The sequence below is a fragment of the Micromonospora sp. NPDC002575 genome, assembly GCF_042889525.1.
Taxonomy (GTDB): domain Bacteria; phylum Actinomycetota; class Actinomycetes; order Mycobacteriales; family Micromonosporaceae; genus Micromonospora; species Micromonospora carbonacea.
In genome coordinates this window covers 174,811-200,657 of sequence record NZ_JBIARA010000008.1, presented here as the reverse complement: position 1 = coordinate 200,657, position 25,847 = coordinate 174,811, and the positions used below count along the sequence as shown (strand labels likewise).

General features: G+C 74.7%; 17 protein-coding genes. 13 read left to right on the top strand and 4 right to left on the bottom strand.

Features of this window, described 5'->3' with window-relative positions:
• Window positions 1-206 precede the first annotated feature (206 nt).
• Genes ACFYWL_RS15065 through ACFYWL_RS15050 form a run of 4 tightly spaced genes read left to right on the top strand, consistent with a single transcriptional unit; the run spans window position 207 to window position 4,436 of the window.
• Window positions 207-1,586 carry an aspartate aminotransferase family protein gene (locus ACFYWL_RS15065; protein ID WP_386972466.1) on the top strand — a complete coding sequence of 460 codons (1,380 nt, stop codon included), beginning with the start codon at window positions 207-209 and terminating at the stop codon, window positions 1,584-1,586.
• Window positions 1,586-2,773, top strand: coding sequence for a mandelate racemase/muconate lactonizing enzyme family protein (locus ACFYWL_RS15060; protein ID WP_386972463.1), 1,188 nt, complete (start codon window positions 1,586-1,588; stop codon window positions 2,771-2,773). Before ACFYWL_RS15065 ends, ACFYWL_RS15060 begins: the two co-directional genes overlap by 1 nt.
• Window positions 2,770-3,612, top strand: coding sequence for an amidohydrolase family protein (locus ACFYWL_RS15055; RefSeq protein WP_386972460.1), 843 nt, complete (start codon window positions 2,770-2,772; stop codon window positions 3,610-3,612). Before ACFYWL_RS15060 ends, ACFYWL_RS15055 begins: the two co-directional genes overlap by 4 nt.
• Window positions 3,609-4,436, top strand: coding sequence for an SDR family NAD(P)-dependent oxidoreductase (locus ACFYWL_RS15050; RefSeq protein ID WP_386972458.1), 828 nt, complete (start codon window positions 3,609-3,611; stop codon window positions 4,434-4,436). The genes ACFYWL_RS15055 and ACFYWL_RS15050 overlap by 4 nt, the downstream gene beginning before the upstream one ends.
• A 32-nt stretch (window positions 4,437-4,468) precedes the next feature.
• On the opposite strand, the gene ACFYWL_RS15045 is transcribed toward ACFYWL_RS15050, so the two are convergent.
• Window positions 4,469-5,317: a helix-turn-helix transcriptional regulator gene (locus tag ACFYWL_RS15045; RefSeq protein ID WP_386972455.1), complete on the bottom strand. Its 849-nt coding sequence runs from the start codon at window positions 5,315-5,317 to the stop codon at window positions 4,469-4,471.
• A gap of 129 nt (window positions 5,318-5,446) precedes the next feature.
• On the opposite strand from ACFYWL_RS15045, the gene ACFYWL_RS15040 reads away from it, so the two are divergent.
• A complete protein-coding gene (locus ACFYWL_RS15040) occupies window positions 5,447-6,433 on the top strand; it encodes an aldo/keto reductase (protein ID WP_386972453.1) in 987 nt (328 codons plus the stop codon).
• A gap of 29 nt (window positions 6,434-6,462) precedes the next feature.
• Here the strand turns inward: ACFYWL_RS15040 and ACFYWL_RS15035 are convergent, their stop codons facing one another.
• The 3 genes from ACFYWL_RS15035 to ACFYWL_RS15025 all read right to left on the bottom strand — a co-directional run bounded on the left by ACFYWL_RS15035 (window position 6,463) and on the right by ACFYWL_RS15025 (window position 8,923).
• Window positions 6,463-6,627, bottom strand: coding sequence for a hypothetical protein (locus ACFYWL_RS15035; RefSeq protein WP_386972450.1), 165 nt, complete (start codon window positions 6,625-6,627; stop codon window positions 6,463-6,465).
• A 192-nt stretch (window positions 6,628-6,819) separates the two neighbouring features.
• Window positions 6,820-7,608 carry a class I SAM-dependent DNA methyltransferase gene (locus ACFYWL_RS15030; RefSeq protein WP_386972448.1) on the bottom strand — a complete coding sequence of 263 codons (789 nt, stop codon included), beginning with the start codon at window positions 7,606-7,608 and terminating at the stop codon, window positions 6,820-6,822.
• Between the two features lie 103 nt (window positions 7,609-7,711).
• Complete coding sequence (locus ACFYWL_RS15025) at window positions 7,712-8,923, bottom strand: MFS transporter (protein WP_386972446.1); 1,212 nt, start codon at window positions 8,921-8,923, stop codon at window positions 7,712-7,714.
• A 488-nt stretch (window positions 8,924-9,411) separates the two neighbouring features.
• Between ACFYWL_RS15025 and ACFYWL_RS15020 the strand changes: the two genes are divergently transcribed.
• The 8 genes from ACFYWL_RS15020 (at window position 9,412) to ACFYWL_RS14985 (ending at window position 25,591) form a co-directional block, all read left to right on the top strand.
• Complete coding sequence (locus ACFYWL_RS15020) at window positions 9,412-10,257, top strand: LuxR C-terminal-related transcriptional regulator (RefSeq protein WP_386972443.1); 846 nt, start codon at window positions 9,412-9,414, stop codon at window positions 10,255-10,257.
• Between the two features lie 5 nt (window positions 10,258-10,262).
• Entirely contained in the window at window positions 10,263-11,102 is an 840-nt protein-coding gene (locus tag ACFYWL_RS15015; protein WP_386972440.1) for an aminoglycoside phosphotransferase family protein, read from the top strand.
• Window positions 11,103-11,401: 299 nt separating this feature from the next.
• A complete protein-coding gene (locus ACFYWL_RS15010; protein ID WP_386972437.1) occupies window positions 11,402-14,629 on the top strand; it encodes an amino acid adenylation domain-containing protein in 3,228 nt (1,075 codons plus the stop codon).
• Complete coding sequence (locus ACFYWL_RS15005; RefSeq protein ID WP_386972434.1) at window positions 14,622-16,916, top strand: beta-ketoacyl synthase N-terminal-like domain-containing protein; 2,295 nt, start codon at window positions 14,622-14,624, stop codon at window positions 16,914-16,916. Before ACFYWL_RS15010 ends, ACFYWL_RS15005 begins: the two co-directional genes overlap by 8 nt.
• Window positions 16,916-17,182, top strand: a complete 267-nt coding sequence (locus tag ACFYWL_RS15000; protein ID WP_386972431.1) for a phosphopantetheine-binding protein — start codon at window positions 16,916-16,918, stop codon at window positions 17,180-17,182. The genes ACFYWL_RS15005 and ACFYWL_RS15000 overlap by 1 nt, the downstream gene beginning before the upstream one ends.
• Window positions 17,182-20,637 (top strand): amino acid adenylation domain-containing protein, encoded by a 3,456-nt coding sequence (locus tag ACFYWL_RS14995; RefSeq protein WP_386972428.1) that lies wholly within the window; start codon window positions 17,182-17,184, stop codon window positions 20,635-20,637. The genes ACFYWL_RS15000 and ACFYWL_RS14995 overlap by 1 nt, the downstream gene beginning before the upstream one ends.
• Window positions 20,634-23,555, top strand: coding sequence for a type I polyketide synthase (locus tag ACFYWL_RS14990; RefSeq protein ID WP_386972425.1), 2,922 nt, complete (start codon window positions 20,634-20,636; stop codon window positions 23,553-23,555). Before ACFYWL_RS14995 ends, ACFYWL_RS14990 begins: the two co-directional genes overlap by 4 nt.
• Complete coding sequence (locus ACFYWL_RS14985; RefSeq protein WP_386972422.1) at window positions 23,552-25,591, top strand: amino acid adenylation domain-containing protein; 2,040 nt, start codon at window positions 23,552-23,554, stop codon at window positions 25,589-25,591. The genes ACFYWL_RS14990 and ACFYWL_RS14985 overlap by 4 nt, the downstream gene beginning before the upstream one ends.
• Window positions 25,592-25,847: the final 256 nt, after the last annotated feature.

Here is a 25,847-nt window from a genome sequence, read left to right as displayed (position 1 = left end):
GTTCGCCAAGACCGAACAGCGTAACAAATCTGTTCGGGAATCGGGCCCGTTGCTGTTGACCTTCGCGATTTCGCCTGCCTAGTATGCCGAACATCGTTTGGTATAGCCGAACACTGTTCGAAGAATCGATTGGTTCCTCCCGCGGCGGACAAGCCGCGGCGTCGCGACCGGGCTGGGTCGCCGCGCCGCACCGATGAGGAGAAGGTGTGAATTCACGATCGGCCCCGTCCGGCGTCACCCTCGCCGAGCGGGCACGCCGGGTCATCCCCGGCGGCGTCAACAGCGGGCAGCGCAGCATCCCGGGCCTCACCGACCTGGTGATCGCCCGCGCCTCCGGCGCCCGCTTCTGGGACGCCGACGGACGCCAGTACACCGACTACCACGCGGCCTTCGGGCCGCCCCTGCTCGGCCACAACGACCCGGACGTCAACGCCGCCGTCGCCGAGGCCGGCACGCGGGTCGACCTGTGCGGGGTGGCCGTCACCCACGGCGAGATCCAACTCGCCGAGACGCTCGCCGAGCTGGTCCCGAGCATCGAGAAGGCCCTGCTCACCAGCACCGGCAGCGAGGCCACCTTCCACGCCCTGCGGGTCGCCCGCGCCGCCACCGGCCGACGTCTGGTGGTCAAGTTCCAGGGCTGCTACCACGGCTGGCACGACTCGGTCAGCCTCAACGTGATCTCCGCCCCCGACCGGGTCGGCGTGCCCGACCCGATCTCCACGGGCATCCTGCCGGAGGTCCTCGACGCCACCCTCGTGCTGCGCTTCAACGACGTGGCCGCCGTCCGGGCCGCCTTCGCCGCGCACGGCGACGACATCGCCGCCGTCATCGTCGAGCCCGTGCCGCACAACGTCGGCTGCCTCCTGCCCGACCAGGCGTTCCTCCAGGCGCTGCGCGACGAGTGCACCCGGGCCGGCAGCGTCCTGGTCTTCGACGAGGTGATCACCGGCTTCCGGCACGACCTGGGCGGCTGGCAGCGGATCAGCGGCGTCACCCCCGACCTGACCACCCTCGGCAAGGCCATCGCCAACGGCTACCCGATCGGCGCCCTGGGCGGCCGGGCCGACCTGATGGACCTGTTCAGCACCCGACCGGGCGCGCCCGCCTTCTTCGCCGGCACCTACAACGGCCACCCCGCGGTGGTCGCCGCCGCCCTCGCCACCCTCGGCAAGCTGCGCGCCGAGCCCGTGCACGAGCACGTCTACCGCCTCGGCGAGCGGGCCCGCGCCGGCATCGCCGAGGTCCTCGCCGACCTCGGCGTCCCCGCCGTGGTCACCGGGCACGGCTCCGTGTTCGTGACCTACTTCATGCCCGGCCCGGCGCCCCGCAGCTACGACGACCTGCTGCGCAACGATGCCGGCATGTTCATCGGCTACCGTCGGCGGATGCCCGAGCACGGCATCTTCGAGCTGCCGCTGAACCTCAAGCGCAACCACATCTCCTACGCACACACCGACGCCGACATCGACCACCTGGTCGAGGCCACCCGGGCGGCGGTGCGCGACACCCTCGCCGCCGGCGGAACGACCGAGCTGGCCGGCACCGCCACCATGGGTGGCGCGGTCGACGGCGGGGAGGGGCGCTGATGCTCACCGTCGACAAGACCCGGCCGGTCGGGCCGGCCGGGCGGATCAGCCGGGTGGAGACGCTCACCCTCGGCACCGCCTGGCGCGACTTCTCCTACGTGCGGGTGCACACCGACGCCGGGCTGACCGGCGTCGGCGAGATCACCCACCCGTACCGGGCCCGGGAGACCTGCCAGCTCGCCGAGGCGATGGCCGGGCGGCACCTGATCGGCGCCGACCCGTTCGACGTCGAGGAGATCTGGCTGCGCATGTACCAGGGCGACTACCTGCGCGGCGGCGACGTCGGCGGGATCGTCGTCTCCGGCGTCGACCAGGCCCTCTACGACCTCATGGGCAAGGCCCTCGGGGTGCCCGCGTACCGGCTCACCGGCGGGGCCTGCCGCGACCGCGTCCGGGTCTACGCCAACGGCTGGTACACCGGCGACCGGGAGCCCGACGCGTTCGCCGAGCGGGCGCGGGCCACCGTCGCCAGGGGCTACACGGCGCTGAAGTTCGACCCGTTCGGCGCCGGCCTCGGCGAGCTGTCCCGGGCCGAGCTGCGCCGCTCGATCGACATCGTCGCCGCCGTCCGCGCCGCCGTCGGGCCAGAGATCGAGCTGTACGTCGAGGGCCACGCCCGCTTCGCCATGCACACCGCCGCCCGGCTGGTCCGGGAGCTGGAGCCGTTCGACCTCGGCTGGTTCGAGGAGCCGCTGCCGTGGACCCACATCGAGCGGTACGCCGAGCTGCGCGCCCGGGCCACCATGCCGATCTCCGGCGGCGAGCACTTCCACAACCGCTACGAGTACGCCCGGCTGTTCGCCACCGAGGCCGTCGACATCATCCAGCCCGACCTCTCCATGGCCGGCGGCTTCACCGAGGTGCGCAAGCTCGCCGCCATCGCCGACCAGCACGCCATGGTGGTCGCCCCGCACAACTCCAACTCGCCGCTGTGCACCACCGCCTCCGTGCACGCCGTCCTCGGGATGCCGAACTTCAAGATCCTGGAGACCTTCGACGGGCTGCTGGAGGAGTACGTCTTCGACGCCGTGCGGGGCGCCCTGCCGATCATCGACGGCCACATCGACCTGCCCACCGCGCCCGGCCTCGGCGTCGAGCTGGTGGACGAGGTGTTCGCCGAGCACCCGCCGAGCCACGGCTTCTGGAACATGTTCGCCGAGGGGTGGGAGAAGCGGGACCGCCGATGATCGTCGACGTGCACTCGCACCTGTTCGACTGCCCCGACCACGTCGGCGACCCGTTCGCCGCCGAGGCGGCGCGGGCCCACGGCGGCGAGGTCGACCTGACGGTGCGGTGGTCGCAGTACGCGGCCACCGCCCCGGCGGACACCCGCACCGTCGTCGTCGGCGGCAAGGCCCGCCGGTCCGGGCTGTGGGTCGACGACGCGGCGGTGGCCGCGTACGTGGCCGCCCGGCCGGACCGGCTCGTCGGGTACCTCGCCCTGGACCCCACCCAGCCCGGCTGGCGCGACGAGCTGGAGCACGGGCACCGCGACCTGGGCCTGCGCGGCATCAAGCTGATGCCGATGTACGCCGGCTTCGATCCCGCCGACCCCGCCTACGACGACCTGTACGCCTACGCCGAGCGGCACGGGCTGCCGCTGCTGGTGCACACCGGCACCACGTTCGTCTCCGCCGCGCCGCTTCGTTACGCGCTCCCGGTGCACCTCGACGAGGTGGCCATCCGCCACCCCGAGCTGCGCATGGTGCTCGCCCACCTCGGCCACCCGTACGAGGGGGAGTGCATCGCGGTCGTCCGCAAGCACCGGCACGTCTACGCCGACGTGTCCGCGCTGCACTACCGCCCCTTCCAGCTCTGGCACAGCCTGCGGCTCGTGCAGGACTACGGCGTGTGGCACAAGCTGATGTTCGGCAGCGACTACCCCTTCACCACCGTCGACGCCTCGATCGAGGGGCTGCGGGCGGTGGGGCGGGTGCCCGGCATCCCCGGCCTCGACCCGCTCGACACCGAGCAGATCGAGCGGCTGATCCACCGCCCGTCCCTCGACCTGCTGGGGTTGGCATGACCTCCTCCGTCCCGCCCTCCTTCGACCTGTCCGGCCGGCTGGCCGTGGTGACCGGCGCGGCGCGCGGGCTCGGCGCCGCGTTCGCCGCCGGCCTCGCCTCGGCCGGCGCCGACCTCGTGGTGGTGGACCGGCCCGGCGTCGACCTCGACCCGGTCGTGGCCGCGGTGACCGAGCGGGGCCGCGCCTGCCACCCGTACTCCTTCGACCTCGCCGACACCGAGGCGATCGCGGCTTGGTTCGACGGGGTGCGCCGGGACCGCGGCGCGGTGCACATCCTGGTCAACAATGCCGGCGTGGCCCGGCTGGAGCACTTCAACGAGATCACCGTCGCCGCCTGGCGCGAGGTGATGCGGGTGAACGTGGACGCCGTCTTCTTCCTCGCCCAGCGCGCCGCCGAACACATGATCGCCGACGGGGTGGCGGGCCGGATCGTCAACGTTTCCTCCAAGAACGGGCTGATGGCCGAGGCCGGGCTGGCCCACTACAACGCCTCCAAGGGCGCCGTCGAGCTGCTCACCCGGTCGCTCGCCGCCGAGCTGGGGCCGCACGGGATCACCGCCAACACGATCGCCCCCGGCATGATCGCCACCCCGATCGACGGCGGGTTTCCCCTGGACCGGCGGGAGTTCGAGGCCGCCTGGGCGGAGCGGATCCCGCTGCGCGGGGGTTACGGCACGCCGGCCGACTGCATCGGCGCGCTGCTGTTGCTGGCCTCCGACGCCGGCCGGTACGTCAACGGCACCCACGTGGTCGTCGACGGGGGAGTGCTCGCCGACCAGATGCCCCGGCTGCGGTTCATGCCGCCCTACCGCAGCAGCCTCTGACCACCACGGCCGGGCCGTCCGGGCGGGCCCGGTCAGCGGGGCACGGCGGCCGGGAACTCCTCGACCCCCAGCACGCGCAGCAGCTCGAGTTTCTCCCGGGCCTCGGCGTCGGCCGGGGTCAGCACCAGCAGCTGCTGGCCCAGGTCGGGGGTGACCAGGGTTTCGCAGTCCATCGTGACGCGGCCCACGCGCGGGTGCAGGAACGTCTTGCGGTCGGCCCGGCGCACCGCCACCTCGTGCTCGGCCCACAGCCGCCGGAAGTCGTCGCTCGCCGCCCGCAACCGCTCGATCAGGCCGGTCACGGCCGGGTCGCCGGCCCGCCGGCCGGCCACCGCGCGCAGGTCGGCGACCTGCTGGCGGGCGTGCCGCTGCCATTCCTCGGGGCCGTGGAGGTCGCGGACGGCCGGGTCGGTGAAGTAGCGGTAGGCGACGTAGCGGCGGTCGCCGGTCAGCCCGGTGTGGTCGCCGGCGAGCAGGATCGACATGCGGTTCTGCGCCAGGATCTCGCCGAGGTCGGACAGGACCATGGCGGGGGTGTCGCCCACCAGGTCGAGCAGGCGGACCAGGCCGGCCCGGGCCAGGCGGGCGATGCCGTCGGCGGGCGGCGGCTGGTGGCCGGCCAGGTGGAACAGGTGGCTTCGCTCGTCGTCGGTCAGGCGTAGGGCCCGGGCCAGGGCGGCGAGGAGCTGGGTCGACGGCTGGCTGCTGCGGCCCTGTTCGAGGCGGACGACGTAGTCGACGGACATGCCGGCGAGCATGGCGACCTCCTCGCGGCGCAGGCCGGCGGTGCGGCGGCGGGGGCCGTCGGCGATGCCGGCCTCGGTGGGGCGGATGGCCTCGCGCCGGCGGCGCAGGAAGTCGGCGAGCTGCTTGCGCTGCATGCCTCCATGCTGCCCGGAGGACCGGGCGCCGAGCCAGGGAGCGGCGCTCCCACGACAAGCGCTCCGCTGCCGGCGGGCCGGAAAGCGGCGCAGGGTGGAGCCGAGATCGACCGACGAGGGAGAGTTTCGATGCAGACACGCACGCTGGGCAACACGGGTCCCACGGTTTCCGCGGTGGGGCTGGGCGCGATGAGCATGTCGGGCGCGTACGGCCCGGCCGACCGCGGGGAGAGCATCGCCACGGTGCGGGCCGCGTTGGAGGCGGGGGTCACGCTGGTCGACACCGGCGACTTCTACGGCATGGGGCACAACGAGCTGCTGCTGTCGGAGGCGTTGCGGGGACGCGACCGGGACAGCTACCTGCTGAGTGTGAAGTTCGGGCAGCAGGTGGGGCCGGGCATGCGGTTCGCCGGTCAGGACTCCCGCCCGGACTCGGTGCGCAACTTCCTGAGCTACTCGCTGACCCGGCTCGGCGTCGACCACGTGGACATCTACCGGCCGGCCCGGCTCGACCGGTCGGTGCCGATCGAGGACACGATCGGCGCGATCAAGGAGATGATCGACGCCGGCTACGTACGGTATGTGGGGCTCTCCGAGGTCGACGCGGAGACCGTCCGCCGGGCGCACGCCGTACACCCGGTTGCCGATCTTCAGATCGAGTACTCGCTGCTGTCGCGGGCGGTCGAGGCCGACGTGCTGCCCACCCTACGGGAGTTGGGCATCGGGCTGACCGCGTACGGGGTGCTGGGCCGTGGCCTGCTCTCGGGAAACTGGGTGCCGGGGCGGGCGGACGATCCGCGTAACCGCAGTCCCCGCTTCTCCGCCGAGAACGCGTCGCACAACCTCGCCCTGGTGGAGGCGTTGCGCCGGGTCGCCGACGCGAAGGGGTGCACGGTGGCGCAGCTGGCGATCGCGTGGGTGGCGGCGCAGGACCCGTCCATCGTTCCGCTGGTCGGCGCGCGCACCCGGCAGCGGCTGGCCGAGGCGTTGCCGGCGCTGGACGTCACGCTGTCGGCCGATGATCTCGAAGAGATCGAGGCGGCCGTGCCGAAGGGCGCCGCGCGCGGCGACCGTTACCCGGCGGCGTTCATGTCGAGCCTCGGCGTCGGCAACTAACGCCTCGTCACGCAGCCTCGGACGGGTGGTCAGGCTTCCGGTGCCCCACGCGGCTCGCGCGACGACCGCAGGGACGGCAGCGCCCAGAGGAACGCGAGCAGACCACCGGCCGTCGCGAGGACGACCGCCGGCCGCAGCCCGACCGACTGCCCGACCACGATTCCGGGTCCGCCGGCGTTCCCCTCCTGGATCACCCGGCCGCCCTGCCCGTGCCCGGTCCGTGGCGGGCCGCCCCTGCGGCAGGCGCAGGAGGCGGCCCGCCACGGGACCGCGGGTCACTCGCTCCAGTCGGCGATCTTCATCGGACACCTCCTCCCGCCTCCAGGGACTCGGCGACACCGGCTGCGACCCGGTGCCGCACCACGCACGGCAAGCTGGGCGGACTCTCAGCCCGGCTTGCGCGCGACGACGAAACTCTTGCGGTGCAGCTCCTCATCGGCGTTCTCGGCCAGCTCACCGAGGTGCAGCCCGTGGGTGGCCAGGTGCGTCAAGCCCACCTCGCCCAGCAGCCGCCCGACCACGTCCGGCGCGAAGTACGAGAACTCGTGCCGCTGGTGGAACCGCCGCCAGGTGATCCCGTCGTCGGTCGTGAACCGGTCGATCAGGTAGTCCGAGCCGTGCGGGTCGCGGCGCGACGACGCTCCGCGTACGACGGTGAACTCGTTCTCGCTGTCCTCCACGACCACGCGCGACGGGTGCCGCCGGTGGAATCCGGCGGTGCCGAGGTCGAAGACGAACAGGGCGCCCGGCGTCAGCAGGGCGGACACCCCGCGCAGCGCGGCGGACAGCTCCCGCTCGTCGCGCAGGTAGACGAACGGCTCGCCCAGCGTCACCGCGACGTCGAACACCCCGAGGTCGGGCAGCTCCCGCACGTCGGCGACGACGAAGCGGACTCCCTCGCCGCCCGGCTTCGCCCGTGCCTGCCGGAGCATCTCCGGCGAGACGTCGACCGCGGTGACCTGGTATCCCGCCTGCGCGAAGCGAATGGCGGCCTGACCGGTGCCGGCGCCCAGGTCGAGGAGGCGTCGTCCGGGTGCGCCGTGCCGCTCGATCAGTTCCAGGTAGAGCGCGACCCAGCGGTCGTAGTCGTTGCGCCGGGTGACGTGGTCGTACGTGCTCGCGATCGAATCGTAGATCGTCTGTACGGAGCGACCCGTCGAGCGCAGATCTGTCACCGTGAGCCCCCTGTCGTCCATCGCTCTCGCCGCACCGGTGAAAGGCTAGGCGTGCCTTGTGGACGACAAGTGGACGTAGAGCCGGCGCAGCTCAGCAGGAGGGTCAGACGCCGCTGGCCGCCGCGGCGGGCTCTGGCTCCAGGGTGACCTGGCTGCGACGCGCGACCGGGACGATCAACGCCGACGCGGCGAGCGCGGCGAGGGCGATGCCCAGCCAACCCCAGAACCCGAACGTGATGACCAGGCCGGAGAGCACCGCCGGGCCGATGATGTTCTGCGTGATGACGTGCAGGTCGAACGCGCCCAGGTACTCGCCCTGGGCGTGCTCGGGGGCGAGTCCGAAGGCGAGTCCCCAGCCGGAGGCGGCCTGCATCACCTCGGCCACCGAGAGGATCAGCACGCCGGCGACGATCGCCCCGCAGGCGAGCGCCACGTTGTCGTCGAGCGCGGTCAGGGCGATGACGAGGCATCCGCCGGCGAGCCAGTAGCCGGAGCGCCGGGCGAGCCGGCCGGCTCCCGCCACGGTGTCCGCGCCGCGGCTGGCCCGGACCTGGAACAGGATGACGAACACGGTGTTGAAGATCAGCAGCAGTGGCACCAGGAAGTGCGGCAGCGTGGTGCGGTTGAGCGCCCAGAGCGGCATGGTGACCAGGATGACGCTGACGTGCGAGGCCAGGATCGTCGAGACGCCGATGACCGCGAGGAAGCGCGGATCGCGTACGGCGGCGAAGCGCTTGAAGCCCACCGGCACCGGCCGGGACGGCGCGTCGGGCAGGCGGGTGACCAGCAGCGCGGCGCCGGCCATCAGCGCGGCGGTGGTGAGCGGGATGAGCACCAGCAGCCGCTGGCTGAGCGCGGCGACGGCGGCCACCCCGATGCCGATGCTGAAGCCGATGTTGAACACCGAGCGCATCAACGCCTTGAGCTTGACCCGTTCGTCGGCGGGCACGAGGTTGCCGACCAGGGCCCCGTTCGTCGGTCCGGTGCCGTACTCGATGAATCCGACGGCGACTACCAGGGCGTAGAACTGCGCCGCGCTGCCCACCAGGGAGTAGAGGCCGAAGCCGACCGCCAGGGTGGTGAACAGGACGACCAGCAGCCGCCGCGCGCCCACCCTGTCGGCGATCACCCCGAAGAGCACCGACGACACGAAGGCGGAGAGGCCGGCTGCGGAGAGGCCCAGGCCGACCTGCCTGGCGTCGAGCCCGACGCGGAGCGTGAAGTAGACGACGCTGCCGCTGAGGAAGACGCCCTTGCCGATCGACTCGGCCAGCCGGATCGCGATCAGTTTCCTGCGCAGCGGATCGCTCGGCACCAAACGGAACGAATAATCAATCAATCGCGAAAAGGGCATGTTCCCACATCCTGGTGTAATGGCGCGGTCGTCATCAATAATCTTGATCGGGGTGGCGGATGGACAGGGCCTGCGGGAGTCGGTGCACGGGCAGAATTCCCGGGCGGTCGGGAAGTTTTCCGCTGGACAACCCGGGGCCGCTGCGCTAGGCGTACGCGCAGATCGGGGCGGACCTCGCCGGTCGGCCGGCCGGAGGCGCAGGTCGTGACCTTGCGGATCCGTCATCGGCGGTGAAGCGTTTCCGACTGACAATAGTCCCGATCGGTCCTCGTTTACATAATTGACCTCCAGAAATAGGTCGGATGATTGACAGGTGGCCCCGCCGGTCGTGTATATGTGTTGTTCTACTGGCCGTAGGTAGCTGTTCACGCCGATGAGGCGGTCCGTTCCCGCGACGTCTCCCGACGGGAGGCGTCGCGGGCTGCTTGAGGACGGGGTGAGGTGTGGTAATGGTCGGCGTTGGCTCGTCGACGGACCTGGCTCATACGACGAGCCGGGATCCGGAGGAGGTCGCGGGCGGGGCACGACCCCGGGTCGTGACGGTGGTGCTGGCCGACGCTCAGCCGGTGGTGCGCAGGGGGCTGCATGCCCTGCTGTCCGCCTCGACTGAGATCGACGTGGTGGCCGAGGCGGGATCGGCGCAGGAGGCGCTGCGCAGCGCCGCGTCGGTCCGCCCCGACGTGCTCGTGCTCGACATCGCGTTGCCGGACTTCCAGGCCGGCACTCTCCAGGAGATCACCCGGGCCTCGCCGTCGACCGCGGTGCTGGTCTTCACCGCCGTCGAGGACGAGGCCACCGTGGTCACCACCATGCGCGCCGGCGCCCGGGGGTACGTGCTCAAGAGCTGCCCCGGCGACGGCATCGTGCGGACGGTCCGGGGTCTGGCCACCGGCGAGGTGATCCTCGGTCCCCGGGTGGCCGACCTGCTCATCGGCCAGCTCGACCGGGAGCCGCGCGACCAGCAGATGTTCCCGGAGCTGACGGAGCGCGAGCGGCAGGTGCTGGAGCTGATCGCGGCGGGCATGCGTAACGCCGCGATCGCCGCCCGGCTCAACCTGTCCCCGAAGACGATCAGCAACCACATCTCGACGATCTTCAACAAACTCAACGTGTCGGACCGGTACGAGGCGATCGAGATGGCCCGCAAGGCCCGGTTCGACCGCCCGCGGCCGTACCGGCCGGCGTTCGATCTGGTAGCCGGCGGCAACCCGCGCCTGCCCGGCCCTGGCTCGGTGCCGTTGCGCCGCGCGGGCGGCCCGGCGGCACTGGCCGGCCTGCGCTCGGTGGAGGGATGAACCGCATGACCCTGGACCTGGAGGCCATCGCCAACCGGCTGGAGCCGCGCTTCGGCAAGGCCGCCCACCGCTGGGCCGGCGCCCTGCCGCAGCGGCTGACCGATCTCGTCGCCGAGTGGGGGCTCGCCCTCGGCGAGCAGCTCAAGTCCGGCAACTCCTCGGTGGTGTTCCGCTGCACCGGCCCGCAGGGCGAGGCAGTGCTGAAGCTGTCACCGGACAGCTACGCGGTGCGGGAGGAGGTCGACATGCTGCGCCAGTTCGCCTCCAGCGGGCGGGTGCCGGTGGTGCTGGCGGCGGCCCGGGGCGCGGTGCTGCTGGAGTCGATCCGGCCGGGCACGCTGGTGGAGAAGATGGCGCAGCCGCCCACCCCCGCCGACTACGCCGACTTCCTCACCGACCTGCACGCCGCCGGCGACCCGGCCGCCGCGCCCCGGCAGCTCACCGACTGGATCGACGTGCTGTTCAACTCGGCGGCCCGGCGGGGCGCCGACCTCGCCGGGTCGAAGCGGCTGCGCGACGACCTCTTCGCGGCGCCCACCGAGACCGTGCTGCTCCACGGCGACCTGCACCTGGGCAACGTGCTCAGCGGCGGCGCCCGGGGGTTGGTGGCGATCGACCCGATGGCCTGCGCCGGCGACCCCTGCTTCGACGCCGTCGACTACGTGCTCGAAGGGCTGGACCGCGCGGAGATGGTGCGCCGCCGCGACGAGCTGGCCGCCGCCGCCGGGATCGACGTCGACCGGCTCGACATGTGGTGCCGGGTCACCGCGCCGATCGGCGCCACGTACGTCAGCAACCCGGCGCACTCCGCCGAGCTGGCCGCCTTCGGGCGCGGCGAGTACTGACCGCCCGCCGGGTCGCCGGGGGGGGGGGGGGGGGGCGCCGGGCCCCCCCCCCCCCCCCCCCCCGACCCGGCGTGGCCCGGCCGCCGCGGCGGCGGCCGGGAAAGCACCCGATCCGCCTCCGGCTCTGCCTTCGCCTCCGGCTACGGCTCTGCCCTGCGCGCATCCGCGTCCGGGCCGGACCGGGTTGCGGCCCGGGTCGGGCCGGCGGAGCTGTCAGGCAGCCGACCGGGAGGTTTTCCCTGCCGGGGCGGGATTTCCCGCTCTGTCGGGCGGGATGCCCGGGCGGACACGATCGCCGTATGGTTCGTACCGGTCGCGCTTCGTTCGCTCAGGAACGGCTCTACTTCCTCAATCAGCTGCAACCCGGCAACCCGGCCTACGTGGTGGCCTTCGGGGTGCACCTGCACGGCACGCTTCGCCCCGAGGCGCTGCGCGCGGCCCTGCTGCGCGTCACCGCCCGGCACGAGGCGCTGCGTACCACGTTCGCGCTGGTGGACGGGGCGCTCGTCCAGCGGGTGGCGGACTCCCCGCGGGCGGAGATCGAGATCGAGGCCGGGGAGTGGGCCGACCGGGACACCCAGGAAGAGTTCCTGCGGACCCTGGTCGCCGAGCAGGCACGTCGGGCGTTCGCGCTCGACGAGGGGCCGGTGCTGCGCGCGTACCTGCGCTCCTGGGGGCCCGACGAGCACACCCTGGCGGTGCTGGTCCACCACATCGCCTGCGACGGCTGGTCGGTCGGGCTGCTGCTGCGCGACCTCGCCGCCGCGTACCACGCCGCGCTGACCGGCGCGGACGACGCCGGCCACGCCGAACCGGCCGAGTCCTATCTGGCGTACGCGCAGCGGCAGCGCGCCGCCTGGGAGCAGGACGGCTCCGGGCTGGACTTCTGGCGCACCGAGCTGCGGGACGTCCCGCAGCTCGCGCTGCCCACCGACTTCCCCCGGCCGAGCGTGCTCGGCAACCGGGGCGCGGTGCTGCGCCGGCCGGTCGACGCCGGGCTGGTCGACCGGCTGACCGCGTGGGCACGGGAGCGCGGGGCGACGCTGTTCGCGGTGACCCTGGCCGCCTACGCCGCGGTGCTGTCCCGCTACGCCCGCCAGGACGAGGTGGTGATCGGCGTCCCGGTGGCCAACCGGATGGACGAGGCCGAGGAGCGTCTGGTCGGCTGCCTGGTCAACACCCTGCCGATCCGGCTCGACCTGGCCGGCCGGCCCCGCTTCGCCGAGCTGGTCGACCGGGCCCGCCGCGCCAGCATGGCCGCCTTCGCCAACCAGGACGTGCCGTTCGAGGAGATCGTGCGGGCCACCGTGGGAGAGCGGCAGCTCAGCCACGCGCCGCTGTTCCAGACCTCGCTGACCGTGCAGAACTTCCCGTTCGCCTTTCCCGAGTTCGACGGGGTGAAGCTGACCGAGGTGGACGTCGAGGTCGACGTCACGAAGTTCGACGTGGGGCTCACCCTCGACGTCTCCACCGACGCACCGTTCCTGCGCGCCGAGTACAGCACCGAGCTGTTCACCGAGGAGACCGTCGCCACGCTGCTGCGGCACTACCTGACCTTCCTGCGCTCGATCGTGGACGAGCCGGACGCCGAGCCGTCCATGGTGGACGCGGCCGAGCACCGGCTGCTCACCGAGGAGGTCAACCCGCCGCTGACCGCCGAGCCGGCCGCGTACCCGTCGGTGCTGCGCCGCTTCGACGAGCACGTGGCGCGTACCCCGGACGCGGTGGCGGTGCGGCACCGCGACGCGACGGTGACCTACGCCGAGCTGGACCGCTGGGCCGCACGGATCGCCGCCGGCCTCGCGGACCTGGGGATCGGCCACGGCGACCGGGTCGGGCTGCTGCTCGGCCGCTCACCCGCGGTGATCGCGGCCATCGTCGGGGTGTGGCGGCTCGGCGCCGCCTACGTGCCGCTGGACCCGGAGTATCCCCGGCAGCGCCTCGACCTGATCACCGCCAGCGCCGGGCTGCGGATCATGCTGGCGGAGCCCGGCACCGCCGGGACCGCCCGGGCGCTCACCGCCGACCGGGGCATCCGGCTGGCCGACCCGCACACCCTCGACGGGGCCGCCGAGGTGGCGCGGGAATACCCCGCCGGGGACGACCCGGCCTACGTCATCTACACGTCCGGCTCGACCGGGGTGCCCAAGGGCGTGCTGGTCGGGCACGGCGGCCTGGACGCCCTGAACACCCCCACCCCCGCCGGTCTCGACGTCACCGCCGATGACGTGTGGCTGGCGGCCAGCTCCTTCTCGTTCGACGCCTCGGTGTGGGAGATGTGGGGGGCGCTGACCACCGGCGGCCGGCTGGTCGTCGCCGACCAGGCGGACCTGGTCGACCGGGAGCGGCTCGCCGCCCTGGTGCACCGGGAGGCGGTCACGGCGGTGTTCCAGACCCCGGGCGCCCTCTACCGGCTGCTCCCGCCCTACCTGCGGCAGCTCGGCAGCGAGCGGTCCCGGCTGCGCTACGTCGTCCTCGGCGGCGAGGCGTTGAGCTGGGCCCGGCTCACCCAGCTGGTCGGCGACGCGCCCCACCTGGACACGGTCTTCGTGAACATGTACGGCATCACCGAGGGCACCATCCACTGCACGATCTTCGCCGCGCCCACCGCCGAGCTGGCCCGGGTCCGGGAGGGCAACATCGGCGTGCCGCTGCCGTCGGCCCGGTGCTACGTCCTCGACGAACAGCTGCGCCCGACCGGGGTGGACGTGCCCGGCGAGCTGTACTGCGGCGGGGTGCTCGTCGCGCACGGCTACGTGGACAACCCCGAGCTGACCGCCGCCCGTTTCCTGCCCGACCCGTACGGGCGGGGGGTCATGTACAGGACCGGCGACGTGGTCAAGTGGGGCGCCGACGGCAACATGATCTACCTCGGCCGCAACGACACCCAGGTGCAGCTCCGCGGCTACCGGGTGGAGCTGGCCGAGGTCGAGGGCGCGTTCCTGACCCATCCGGCGGTGCGCTCGTGCGCGGTGGCGGCCGAGAACGACCAACTCGTCGCCTTCGTGGTCGGCGGGACCGGCCCGGACACCGAACGCGAGCTGCGCGGCCACGTGCGGCAGACGCTGCCCGCCTACATGGTGCCGGCCCGGATCCTCACCGTCGAGGCGATCCCGCTCACCGCCCACGGCAAGGTGGACACCGCCCGCCTGCTGGCCGAGACCCGCGCGGCCCGGACGGCCGCCGCGCCGGCCCCGGCCGCCGACCGCGCCACCGGCACGGACCTCGAGGAGCGGGTACGCGCCTGCTGGAGCGAGGTGCTCGGCCGCCCCGACGTGGGGCTGCACGACAACTTCTTCGACCTGGGCGGGCACAGCTTCGCGCTGATCACGTTGCAGCAGCGGCTCGCCGACGACGGGCTGAAGGTCTCGGTGACGGACCTGTTCCGGGCCGGCACGGTCGCCGGCTGCGCGGCGCACCTGCGCGAGGCCGCCCCGGTGCTGGCCGACGTGCGGGTCGCCCAGCGCCACCAGGGGCGGGCCCTGCTCGCCGGCCGGCGGCGCGGCGCCGGAGGCGACCGTGGTTGAGCCCGACGACGACGCCGCGGTGGCCGTGGTCGGCCTGGCCGTGCGCGTCCCCGGCGCGGACCGGGACCTGGACCGGTTCTGGCACCACGTGGCGCACGGCATCGACGCGGTCAGCTTCTTCACCCGCGAGCAGCTGATCGGCTGGGGCGTGCCGAAGGACCTCGTCGAGCGTCCCGACTTCGTGCCGGCCCGGGCGGTGCTGGAGAGCGCGGACCGCTTCGACCACCGGCTGTTCAGCTACTCGCCGTCGGACAGCGCGCTGATGGACCCCCAGCAGCGTGTCCTGCTGGAGTGCGCGTGGGCCGCGCTGGAGCACGCCGGCCAGCCACCGGTCGCCGCCGACGGCAACCGGATCGGGGTGTACGTGGGCACCGGGCTCAACGTCTACCTGCTCGACAACGTCTGGCCCAACCAGCGCGCCGTCGAGGCGGCCGGCGGCCTCGGGCTGATCATCGGCAGCGACAAGGACTTCGCGGCCACCCGGATCGCGTACAAGCTGAACCTGCAGGGCCCGGCGGTCACGGTGCAGGCCGCCTGCTCGACCTCGCTGGTCGCGGTGCACCAGGCGGTGCAGGCGCTGCTGACCTACGACGCCGACGTGGCGCTGGCCGGGGCGGCGACGGTGGCCCCGCCGACGCGGCGCGGGCACCGGTACGAGCCCGGCGGCATCTTCTCCGCCGACGGCCGGTGCCGGGCCTTCGACGCCGCCGCCGACGGGACCGTGCCCGGCGACGGGGCGGGCGTGGTGGTGCTCAAGCGCCTCGCCGACGCCCGCCGGGACGGTGACACCGTGCACGCGGTCGTCCGTGGGTCGGCGATCAACAACGACGGCCTGCGCAAGGCCGGCTTCACCGCGCCCGGCCCCACCGGCCAGGCCGCGGTGATCTCGGCGGCGCTGGAGGTGGCCGGCGTCGACCCGGACACCGTCGGGCTGATCGAGACGCACGGCACCGGCACCGCGCTGGGCGACCCGATCGAGGTGGCGGCCCTGCGGCAGGTCTTCGACAGCGACCGGCCCGACCGCGCCCCCTGCGCGCTCGGCGCGGTCAAGTCGGTCGTCGGGCACCTGGACACCGCCGCCGGTGTGGTCGGGCTGGTCAAGGCGGTGCTGGCGCTGAAACACCGGACCATCCCGCCGATCGCCCACCTGAGCACCCCCAACCCCCGGGTCGAGCTGGCCGGCTCGGTGTTCGACCTGCCGGTGGCGGCGCGGCCCTGGACCCCGATCGACGGGGTGCTGCGGGCCGGGGTCAGCGCCTTCGGCATCGGCGGCACCAACGCCCACGTCGTCCTCGAAGCCGCTTCGGACCCCGCGCCCCGCCGCCGTCGGCACGTCACCGAGCTGGTCCTCGTCTCCGCGAAGACGGCCGCCGCGGCCCAGGAGAGCGTCGACCGCGCGGTGGACTGCGTGGCCCGGACCGCCCCCGGCGACCTGGCCGACGTCGCGTACACGCTGCGGACCGGCCGCACCGAGCTGCCCTGGCGGGCGGCGTTCCTCACCGGCCTGCACGGTCCGGCCGCCGGCACCGGCGCGCCGGTCCCGGCGGCGCGGCAGGTCGACGCGACGGCGCGGGCGCGGGGCGTGGGCCTGTACCTCACCGCGGCCGGCGAGCTGACCGGCAACCGGCCGAACTACGACGCCGACCCGGTCTACCGGGCCACCGCCGACGAGGGGGCGGCGCTGCTGCGCGGGCAGCCCCTCGACGAGCCGGCCCGGGAGCGGGTCACCCGGCTGGTCGCCTGCGTCGGCCTGGCCCGGTCGCTGCGCGGTCGGGGGATCACCCCCCGCGAACTGGCCGGCACCGGCCTCGGCCTGCTGGCCGGCGCGGTGGTGGCCGGGGTGCTCACCCTGCCGGAGGCGGTGGCGCTGCTGCGCGGCGACCTCGGCCCGGCCCGGCTCCGCCCCGCCGGGCTGCCGCTGCGGCCCGCCGGCGGGGAGCCGCTCAGCGACGCCGAGTGCGCCGATCCGACCCGCTGGCGGGCGGCGGCGCTTGCCCCGGCCGCGCCGCAGCCGCTCCCACCCGATGCGGACCGGCTGCTCTGGATCGAGGTCGGCACGAGCGTCACCCCCCGGTTCGGGCCGGACCCGTCGACGCTGCCCACCGACCGGCACGCCCGGCTGCTGGCGACCGTCGGCGCGCTGTGGCAGCTCGGCCTGGCCGGCCCCTGGGACCCCGCGTACGACACGGGGCGGCGGCGGGTGCCCGCCCCCACCTACCCCTTCGCCGCCACCCGGCACTACCTGGACGCCCCCGCAACCCACCTGGACACAGAGAGGCACCACTGATGCGCGACGTAGACGACCGTACCTGGGTGGCCGAGTTCGAGGAGCTGTGGAAGGAGGTGCTCGGCGTCGACACGGTCGACGACGACGACGACTTCTTCGACCTCGGCGGCCACTCGCTGAGCGCGCTGCGGCTCAGCACCCTGGTCCGCCAGGAGCTCAACCTCGCGGTGATGTTCGGTCACGTGCTGGAGAACCCCCGCTTCGCCGACCTGCGTACGGTGGCGAGCCAGGTGCCGGCCGACCGGCCGGCGGCGGAGGCGGTGTGATGGGCCACCCCGACCTGACCGCCTGGACGCCGCTGGCCGCCGGAGTGCTCGGCGTCGCGCCCGAGCACCTGCGTCAGGCGGCGGCCACCGAGTCCTTCGTCGGCCTGGGCGGCACCTCGTTGCAGGCCATCGCGCTGGTCGCGCTCGGCCAGCGGGAGTTGCGGGCGCACGTGGAGTCGGGCCGGCTGCTCTCCGCGCTGCCGCTGGCGCAGGCGCTCGCCGACGCGGTCGAGTACGTCGACACCGCCCCGCCGGTGCTCGCGCGGCGGCCCGCCGAACGGGACCTGCTGCCCGGCCAGCGGTCCATGCTCGCCGCGCACCTGCTCGACCGGGACGCGCCGTACCACCTGATGTTCACCCTGGAGGCGGACGGGCCGCTGGACCCGGCCCGCGTCCGCCGGGTGCTGGGGGAGCTGGCCACCCGGCACGAGGCGCTGCGCACCCGCTTCGTCCACGAGCCCCGGCAGGCCCGGATCGTGCTGCCCGCGCCGTACCAGCCGCGGCTGCTGCACCAGGCGCTGCCCGGCGACGACGCGGTCCGCACCGTGCACGACCTGTACGGCACCGCGGCGGCGCGGCTGCTGCGCCCCTTCGAGGAGCCACCGGTCGTGTTCGTGCTGACCCGGGCCGGGGACCGGGACCTGCTGACCCTGCTGGCGCACCACGTGGTCAGCGACGGCTGGAGCATCGGGCTGCTCTGGCGGGAGTTCACCGAGCGCTACGCCGCCGACGCGGCAGGCGGCGCGCCGCCCGGCAACGACGCGGCGGCGGCGGGGCCCGCGCCCTCCCCGGACTGGATCGGCAGCCGGCTGGCCGCGCGGGAGGCGGCCGGGGAGGTGGACGCCGCGCTGGCCCGGATCCGGGCCCGGCTGGCGGGCGCGCCGAGCACCGTGGCGCTCGCCACCGACCTGCCCCCGCTGGCCGAGGCCGACGGGCGGGGCGCCCGCCTGCGCTTCCACCTCGACCCGGCGACGGCCGGCGCGGTGACCGACCTGGCCCGCCGGTGCGGGGTGACCGTGACGTCGGTGGTCATGGCGGGCTGGGCGCTGGCCGCGTCCCGCCACGCCGGGCTGGACGACCTGGTCCTCGGGGTCCCCGCGGCGGGCCGCTTCGAGGCGGGCATGGCGGAGATCGTGGGCCTGTGCACCCGGGTCGTCCCGGTGCGCTGCGCCAGCGGCGACGCGCTGACCGTACGCGAGCACGTCCGGGGCGTGGCCGGGGCGGTGGGCGAGGCCGCCGCCGACGCCGACGTGCCGTTCGAGCGGGTCGTCGCGGCGCTCGACGTCTCCACCGACCCGGCGCGCAACCCGCTGGCGCAGCTCGGCTTCGCCGCCCACCACGAGCTGGTCCCCGACGAGCTGACCGGGGGCGGCCGGCGCTGGCGGCTGCACGAGGGGCACTGCCACGGCGCGGTCTTCGACGCCCTGCTCTACCTCCAGTCCTGGTCGGCGCGCCCGCGGCTGGCCCTGGAGTACGCGACGTCGGTGCTCACCGCCGCCGAGGCCGGCGAGCTGGTCGAGTCGTTCCGGGCGGCGCTGGCCGCGCTCGCCGCCGACCCGGACGCGCCCCTGGGCGAGGTCGGCACCCTCTCGCCGGCCCAGCGGGACCGGCTGCGCACGCTGGGCGCCGGTGGCGCCCACCACGCCACCGACGACGTGTGGCACCGGCTCGCCCGCCACGCCCGCGACGCGGGCGACCGGATCGCGCTGGTCGACCCGCAGGCCGGGCTCACCCTCACCTACCGCGAACTGCACGACCGCGCCGTCGCGCAGGCGGGCCTGCTGCACGCCCGCGGGGTACGGGCCGGCGACGGGGTGCTGCTGGAGCTGCCGCGCTCGGCGGCGGAGGCGGTGGCGGTGCTGGGCGTGCTGCGGCTCGGCGCGTACTACGTGGCGGTCGACCGGGACGCCACCGACGAGTGGCGGGCGTACCTGGCCGAGGCGGTCGCCCCCCGCGCCCGGCTCGGCGTGGCCGCGCCCGGACCGCGCTGGCCCGGCGTGGCGGACTGTCCACTGGTCGACCTCCACGACCCGGCCCCGGTCTCCGACGCCAAACCCGAGGCGGCGCCGGCCGGGCCGGACCGGACCGCGTACACCTCGTTCACCTCCGGCTCGACCGGCGTGCCGAAGGGGGTGGTCGTCCCGCACCGGGCGGTGCTGCGCCTCGCCGACGACCCGGGGCTCTTCGCCGACCGGCCGGGCATGCGGATGCTGCGGCTGTCCCCGCTGGCGTTCGACGCGTCCACCCTGGAGCTGCTGGTGCCGCTGGCCAACGGGGACACCGTGGTGGTCTTCCCGGCCGGGGAGCCGACGCCCAGCGCGCTGACCGGGTTCCTGCGCGCCGAGGCCGTCAGCCACGCCTGGCTCACCTCGGGCGTCTTCCACCTGGTCGCCGACCACCGGCCGGACGCCTTCGCCGGGCTGCGGCAGCTCTTCACCGGGGGCGGCGTGGTCTCACCGGCGCACGTGCGCCGGGTGCTGGCCGCCTGCCCGGGGCTGCGGCTCACCAACGGCTACGGCCCGACCGAGAACACCACGTTCACCACCACGTACTCGGTCGACCACGCCGAGGCCACCCCGGACCCGCTGCCGATCGGCGGGCCGGTGCGCGGCACCGACCTGCACGTCGTGGGTCCGGGCGGACGCCTCGTCCCGCCCGGGGCGGTCGGCGAGCTGTGGGCGGCGGGGACCGGGCTCGCCGACGGCTACCTCGACGACCCGGCCCGCACGGACGCGTCGTTCGTCCGCTCGCAGGAGCTGGGGCCGCGCCTGTACCGCACCGGCGACCTGGTGCGCTGGGGCGCGGACGGGCAACTGCGGTTCCTCGGCCGCAACGACCGCCAGGTGAAGATCGCCGGCCACCGGGTCGAGCTGGTCGACATCGAGCGGCGGCTGCGCGCCCGGCCCGGCGTACGCGACGCGGTGGTCTTCACCGTCGGCGACCCGGCGACCGGGTTGCGCCTGTGCGCCGCCCTGAAGCCCGACGCGGACGGCGTCGACGTGGCCGACGTGCGCCGGGCGGTGGAGCCGGACCTGGCCCCGTACGCGCGCCCGCAGCAGTGGCACACCGTGGCCGAGTTCCCGCTGGACCGCAACGGCAAGGTCGACCTGCGTGCGCTGGCCGCCCTGGTCGCCGCCGCGCCTGCCACGATCTCTGCGCCCGCCGCCGCGCCCGCCACCGCCGCCGCGGCGTCGTCCTCGGCGTCGCTGGCCGAGTTCGAGGAGCTGGTGACCCGGGCGTGGGTGGAGGCCCTGGGCACCGACGACTTCGACCTCGACGAGGCGTTCTTCGACGTCGGCGGGGAGTCCCTGCGGCTGGCCGTGGTCCGCCGGCTGCTCCAGCAGCGGCTGTCCGGCCGGACGATCCCGCTGACCGACCTCTACCGCTTTCCGACCGTCCAGACGCTGGCCCGGCATCTGCACGCACAGACCGAAGGAGCAGGCGCACCCTCATGAACGGCGACATCGCGATCGTAGGAATGGCGGGCCGGTTCCCCGGCGCCGCCGACGTCTGGCAGTACTGGTCCAACCTGGCCGCCGGAAGGATCACCATCAGCTCGCTGACCCGCAGCGAGCTGCTGGCCGCCGGGGTGCCCGCCGACCGGCTGGACGACCCCGCGTACGTGCCGGCGCGCGGGATGCTGACCGACCCGGAGCTGTTCGACGCCGCCTTCTTCGGCATCACCCCCCGGGAGGCGGAGACCACCGACCCGCAGCACCGGCTGCTGATGCAGACCGCCTGGGCCGCGCTCGAGTCGGCCGGGCTCGCCACCGACGCGCCCTTCGGCCGGGTCGGCGTCTTCGCCGGCGCGGGCTTCAACTACTACGCGCTGCACCACGTCTTCGCGCGGCCCGGCCTGGTCGACGAGCAGGGGCTGCTGTCGGTGGTGCTCGGCAACGAGAAGGACCACCTGGCCGCGAAGATCGCCTACCGGCTGGGCCTGGGCGGGCCCGCCGTCACCGTGCAGACCGCCTGCTCGACCTCGCTCGTGGCGGTGCACCTGGCCGCGCAGAGCCTGCGCGCCGGCGACTCGGACGTCGCGCTGGCCGGCGGGGCCTGCGTGGCCGTGCCGCAGCACTCCGGCTACCTGTACGAGACCAAGGGCATCCTGTCGGCCGACGGCGCCTGTCGCCCGTTCGACGCCACCGCGGACGGGACCGTGCCCGGCAACGGCGTCGCCCTGGTGGTGCTCAAGCGCGCCGAGGACGCCCGCCGCGACGGCGACACCGTCTACGCGGTGATCAAGGGCTCGGCGGTGAACAACGACGGCAGCCTGAAGGTCGGCTACACCGCCCCCGGGATCGCCGGCCAGATCGACGTGCTGACCCGCGCGTACGCCGCCGCCGGGGTGGCCCCCGCCACCGTCGGCTACCTGGAGGCGCACGGCACCGCCACCGAGGTCGGCGACGCCATCGAGCTGTCCGCGCTGGCCGAGGTCTTCACCCGGGGCGCGCGGCCCTGCTCGCTCGGGTCGGTCAAGGCCAACGTCGGCCACCTCGACGCGGCGGCCGGGGTCGCCGGACTCATCAAGGCCGCGCTGGCGCTGCACTTCCGCCAGATCCCGCCGCTGGCCGGCCTGAAGCAGGCCCGGCCCGAGCTGCTCGACGGCTCCACCCCGTTCACGGTGGACGCCGTGGCCCGGCCCTGGCAGACCGACGGCACGCCGCGCCGGGCCGGGGTCAGCGCGTTCGGCCTCGGCGGCACCAACGTCCACGTGGTGCTGGAGGAGGGCGACGGGCCGGCCGTGCCGGACCCGACCGCCCCGCCCGAGGGGCGCACCGAGCTGGTGGTGCTCTCCGGACGCACCCCGGAGGCGGTCCGGGCCGCCGCCGAGCAGCTCGGCGAGCACCTGCGGCAGCGCCCCGACCTGCCGCTGGCAGACGTCGCCCGCACCCTCCAGTCGTACCGCCGGCACTTCCCGCACCGGCTCGCCGTGGCCGCCCGGGACCTCGCCGAGACGGTGGCCCGGCTGCGCCGCGCCCCGGCCCGGGCGGCGGCCCGCCAGCCCAGCGTGGTCCTCCTCTTCCCCGGCCAGGGCACCGAGTTCCCCGGCATGTCCCGGGGCCTCTACGACCGCTACCCCTCGTTCCGGGCCGACCTCGACCAGGGGGCGCGGCTGCTCACCCCGATCCTCGGGCTGGACCCGCGGGAGGCGCTGGTCGACGAGGACCCGCACGACGTGCTGCACCGCACCGACGTGACCCAGCCCGTGCTGGCGCTGCACGAGCTGGCCCTCGGCCGGCTGCTGCTCTCCTGGGGGGTGCGCCCGGCCGCGCTGGTCGGCCACTCCGTCGGCGAGTTCGCCGCCGCCGCGCTGGCCGGCGAGCTGGCCGGCGACGACATGCTGCGCCTGGTGGCGACCCGGGGCCGGCTCATGCAGGACGCGCCTGCGGGCGGCATGCTGGCCGTCCTCATTTCCCCGCCCGCGCTCACCCCCCACCTGGCCGGCCTGGACGAGCTCGACGTGGCCGCGCGCAACGCCCCCGACCTGACCGTGGTGGCCGGGCCGGTGGCGCAGCTCGACGCGCTGCGGGAGCGGCTGACCGGGGCGGGCGTGCACTGGCGGGCGCTGCCCGCCCGGCATGCCTTCCACAGCCGGATGATGGCCGACGCGGCCCGGCGGTTCGGCATCGAGGCCGACCGGGTGGAGCGGCGTCCCCGCACCGTCGCGGTGATCAGCACCGTGGACGGCGCGCTGCTCGGCAAGGGGCTGTCCCGCCCGGCGGGCTACTGGGCGTCGCAGCTGCGCAGCCCGGTCGGCTACCACGACGCGGTGCTGACGGCGCTCGGCCTGCCCGACCCGGTCCTGGTCGAGGTGGGGCCGGGAAGCGCGCTGACCGGCGCCGCCCGGCAGACCCCGCAGGGCCGGCCGGTGCCCGGGTACGCCCTCCAGCCACGGGCGACGGCCCGCCCGGACGCCGGTGACGTGCTGGCCGGGATCGGTGCGCTGTGGACGGCCGGGGTGGGCGTGGACTGGGCGGCGCTGCGCGGCGACACCGGCAGCCGGCGGGTCGCGCTGCCCGGCTACCCGTTCGCCCCCACCCGGCACTGGCTCGACGTCGCACCGCCGGTCCCGGACGACCCGGCACCGGGCTCGGACGTCTCGGCGTCGCCGGCCGGCGGCAAGGACGTCCCGGCGTCGCCGGCCGGCGGCGGGAACGGCCTGGTGGGTGAGCTCGTGGCGCTCTGGACCGCCCTGCTCGGGGCCCCGGAGATCGGCCCGGACACGAACTTCTTCGCGGTCGGCGGCGACTCGCTGCTCCTCATCCGCATGATCAGCCAGGTACAGCGCCGCTACGGCGTGCGGGTGCCGATCGACACCCTCACCGCGGACGCCACGCCGCGCGTGCTGGCCGGGCTGGTGAGCGCGTGACCGGCCACCACGACGCCCCGGACCTCGCCGCCGCGGTGGCGGCCGTGCTCTGCCACCGCCTCGGCGGCGCGACCGAGGTCGCGGTGCACGGCCCGCGCGGCGAGCTGCGGCTGCGCGTGGGCCCGGAGCACACCCTCGACCAGGTACGCGCGCAGGCGCGCAGCCTGCCCCCGGCGGCGGACGTGCTGCTGCCCGCGGCGGTGGCGGACGTGCTGTTGCCCGCACCGGCCGCCGCGACCGGCGGCGTCGCGGCCACCCTGGGCGGGCTGCCGGTGCGTTTCCTGCGCCACCACGGCGACGCCCGGTGGCTGCCGGAGCGCCTGCGCACCCTGCACGCCTGGCTCACCGCCCACCCGGACCGGCCGGTGCGGGAGGCGACGCTCGTCGGCACCGAGGAGCGCCGGACCCTGCTCGGCTTCAACCCCGCGCCGACGCCCGCCCCGCGCACCCCGGTGCACGAGCTGATCTGCCGGCAGGCGGAACGCACCCCGGACGCCGTCGCGCTGCGCGGCGACGGCCGCCACCTCAGCTACCGCGAGTTCCTGGACGAGGCGGCGGCGCTGGCCGGGCGGCTGCGCGCGGACGGGGTGGGCCCGGGGTCGGTGGTCGGGCTCTGCGCCGAACGCAGCCCCGAACTGGTGGTCGCGGTGCTCGGCGTGCTGCTGGCCGGCGCGGTGTACCTGCCGGTCGACCCGGCGCACCCGCGTCCCCGGCTGGACCTCATGCTCGGCACCGCCGGGGCGGCGCTGGTGCTGGCCGACCCGGCGGGGCGGGCCGCGTTGGGCGCCGCGCCGACCGTGCCCGTCCGCCCGCTGGACGGCGGCGACCGGGCCGCCCCGCTCATCGACTGGCGCGGCTACCGGGCACCGGAGGAGGTGGTCCACGGCCTCTCGTACGTGATCTTCACCTCCGGGTCGACCGGCGCGCCCAAGGGCGTGCAGATGACGCACCTGTCGCTGGCCAACCGCCTGGCCTGGATGCAGGACACCTATCGGATCGGCCCGGGTGACGTGGTGTTGCAGAAGACGCCGTACACCTTCGACGTCTCGGTGTGGGAACTGCTCTGGCCCTTCCTCGCCGGCGCCACCCTGGTGACGGCGCAGCCGCAGGCGCACCGCGACCCGCAGGAGATGGTCGAGGTGATCGCCCGCGAGTCGGTGACCACGGTCCACTTCGTGCCCTCCATGCTCGCCCTCTTCGTCGAGGAGGCCGGACTGGACCGCTGCGCCGACCTGCGCCGGGTGATCTGCAGCGGGGAGGCGCTGCCGCCGAAGCTGGTCAACAAGCTCACCGCCGTGCTGCCCCGGGCGCGGGTGCACAACCTGTACGGCCCCACCGAGGCGGCCATCGACGTCACCGCCTGGCAGTGCCGCCGGCCCGAACCGGCGGACACCGTGCCGATCGGCCGGCCGATCAGCAACGTCGTCGCGTACGTGCTCGACGACCGGGGCGATCTCGCTCCGCTGGGCCAGGTCGGGGAGCTGGTGGTTGGCGGGGACTGCCTCGCGCGCGGCTACGCCGGCCGGCCCGACCTGACCGCCGAGCGGTTCGTCGAGGTGACGGTCGCCGGCCGGCCGCAGCGGGTGTACCGGACCGGGGACCTGGTCTGGTGGTCGCCGGAGGGCCACCTCAACTACGTCGGCCGGGTCGACACCCAGGTCAAGATCCGTGGGCAGCGGGTGGAGCTGGGGGAGATCGAGTCGACCCTCAACCGGCACCCGCTCGTGGCCAACAGCGTCGTGCTGCTCCGCGAGGACCTGGGCGCCGCGCCGACCCTGGTGGCGTACCTGGTCGCCGAGCGCGACGCCGAGCCGGCCCGGCTGACCGAGCCGGCGTTGCGCGCCGTCCTCGCCGAGGAGCTGCCCGACCACATGGTGCCGGCACGCTACGTCCTCCTGCCCGAGCTGCCCGCCACCGCCAACGGCAAGGTCGACCGGCGGGCGCTGCCCCCTCCGCCGGCCCGGGTCCGCCGCCGCTCCGGCGTCCGTGCGGGCCACCTCGATCACGTCGCCTCGCCGGGGGCCGCCCCGCACTGATCGAAGATCATCAAGGAAAGTTGCGCCTCGCGAACGAATCGACTAGCATCGATGACAGCCGAGCAATTGGTGCAAATCCCCATCTACCGACACCGCAAACGCGCGGCCCAGCGCGTACCCGAAGAACGCCCGCCTTCCGTCGGAAGGCGAGCCTCCGCGCGTCTCCGCTCGGTTGAACCCGCCCGACCCGCGTTCGTCATCCGTCCGCGCCACCGCAGTCGAAGGCGCGGCATCGAGACCAATCGGAGCAGAGAAA

What these genes read in the sequence shown, in the direction of transcription:
- ACFYWL_RS15010 (WP_386972437.1), top strand. Translation starts at nt 11,402, where the DNA reads ATGGTTCGTACCGGTCGCGCTTCGTTCGCTCAGGAACGGCTCTACTTC.
- ACFYWL_RS15000 (WP_386972431.1), top strand. Translation starts at nt 16,916, where the DNA reads ATGCGCGACGTAGACGACCGTACCTGGGTGGCCGAGTTCGAGGAGCTG.
- ACFYWL_RS15045 (WP_386972455.1), bottom strand. Translation starts at nt 5,317, where the DNA reads ATGCAGCGCAAGCAGCTCGCCGACTTCCTGCGCCGCCGGCGCGAGGCC.
- ACFYWL_RS14990 (WP_386972425.1), top strand. Translation starts at nt 20,634, where the DNA reads ATGAACGGCGACATCGCGATCGTAGGAATGGCGGGCCGGTTCCCCGGC.
- ACFYWL_RS14995 (WP_386972428.1), top strand. Translation starts at nt 17,182, where the DNA reads ATGGGCCACCCCGACCTGACCGCCTGGACGCCGCTGGCCGCCGGAGTG.
- ACFYWL_RS15055 (WP_386972460.1), top strand. Translation starts at nt 2,770, where the DNA reads ATGATCGTCGACGTGCACTCGCACCTGTTCGACTGCCCCGACCACGTC.
- ACFYWL_RS15015 (WP_386972440.1), top strand. Translation starts at nt 10,263, where the DNA reads ATGACCCTGGACCTGGAGGCCATCGCCAACCGGCTGGAGCCGCGCTTC.
- ACFYWL_RS15050 (WP_386972458.1), top strand. Translation starts at nt 3,609, where the DNA reads ATGACCTCCTCCGTCCCGCCCTCCTTCGACCTGTCCGGCCGGCTGGCC.
- ACFYWL_RS15040 (WP_386972453.1), top strand. Translation starts at nt 5,447, where the DNA reads ATGCAGACACGCACGCTGGGCAACACGGGTCCCACGGTTTCCGCGGTG.
- ACFYWL_RS15020 (WP_386972443.1), top strand. Translation starts at nt 9,412, where the DNA reads ATGGTCGGCGTTGGCTCGTCGACGGACCTGGCTCATACGACGAGCCGG.
- ACFYWL_RS15060 (WP_386972463.1), top strand. Translation starts at nt 1,586, where the DNA reads ATGCTCACCGTCGACAAGACCCGGCCGGTCGGGCCGGCCGGGCGGATC.